This is a genomic window from Tumidithrix helvetica PCC 7403, assembly GCF_965232925.1.
Taxonomy (GTDB): domain Bacteria; phylum Cyanobacteriota; class Cyanobacteriia; order Pseudanabaenales; family Pseudanabaenaceae; genus Tumidithrix; species Tumidithrix helvetica.
The window spans coordinates 1-1,049 of sequence record NZ_CBDDRA010000070.1 but is presented as its reverse complement, the minus strand read 5'-3'; the positions used below and the strand labels follow the sequence as shown (position 1 = coordinate 1,049).

Sequence of the window (1,049 nt, the reverse complement as noted above, 5' to 3'; positions counted from 1 at the left end):
ATATCGCGGTTTTCAAGAAAGTACGGACACAAGGTAGAATTAGAGAAAAGAGGAAAAGAATGGGAGTCGCATATTCAGAAGACCTGAGAAAATGCATCATCAAAGCACATGAAGAAGGGCAACAATCCGTAAGAAAACTAGCACAACGCTTTCAGGTGGGCAAAAGTTTTGTAAGTCAGTTGATTCAACGCTATCAACAAACAGGGAGTTATGCAGCCAAACCTCATGGCAAAGGTGAGAAACCCCAAATCGGAGAAGAAGACTTAACTTGGCTCAAAGCAAAAGTCATCGAAAAAAATGACAGCACTCTAGAAGAATTATGTCGAATGTTAGAAAGCGAAAGAGACATACAAGTTAGTCAACCAACTATGTGCCGAGCATTGCAGAAAATAGGCTTGACCCGCAAAAAAAAACTTTTCATGCCGACGAACAAGAAAGAGAAGAAGTTCAACAATTGAGGCAAGAGTACCAGAAAACAGCTTGGGATCTCGATCCTGCTCAGATGGTATTTTTAGACGAATCAGGTGTTCATTTAGGAATGACAAGACTATTTGGTCGAGCATTGTCAGGAGAAAGAGCACATGGGAGCAGACCCAAAAATCGAGGCAAAAACATCACGATGATTAGTGCTATATCTGTGAAAGCAGTATTAGCAACACTGACCTATGAAGGTGGAACAGATATATTTGCCTTCATGACCTTTATTACCCAAATGCTTGTGCCAGTGTTATGGGTAGGAGCAATCCTCTTGATGGATAATCTCAATGTTCATCTGGATCGACAAGTCAAAGAAGCGGTAGAAGCCGCAGGAGCAAAAGTGATATTTTTACCTAAATATTCGCCAGATTTATCGCCAATTGAACTCTTATGGTCAAAAATTAAAGAGTTTTTGCGTTCTCGCAAACCTCGTACCCGAGAGGAATTGGATAACGCGATCGCAGATGCACTTAACACTGTGACGAAGAAGGATATTGTAGGATGGTATTCAGATTGTGATGCCAAGACGGTTCTCCTATAATCCCGTCCTCGTTAACATGAAAACCGCGATA

2 protein-coding genes are annotated in these 1,049 nt (G+C 41.3%); both read left to right on the top strand.

Annotated elements, in window-relative coordinates; translation table 11 throughout:
- On the top strand, positions 1–458 hold a 458-nt coding region (locus ACP2WE_RS26000), incomplete at its 5' end, for a helix-turn-helix domain-containing protein (RefSeq protein WP_425218420.1).
- Positions 371–1,018 carry an IS630 family transposase gene (locus tag ACP2WE_RS25995; RefSeq protein WP_425218419.1) on the top strand — a complete coding sequence of 216 codons (648 nt, stop codon included), beginning with the start codon at positions 371–373 and terminating at the stop codon, positions 1,016–1,018. The genes ACP2WE_RS26000 and ACP2WE_RS25995, both read left to right, overlap by 88 nt.
- Positions 1,019–1,049 lie beyond the last annotated feature (31 nt).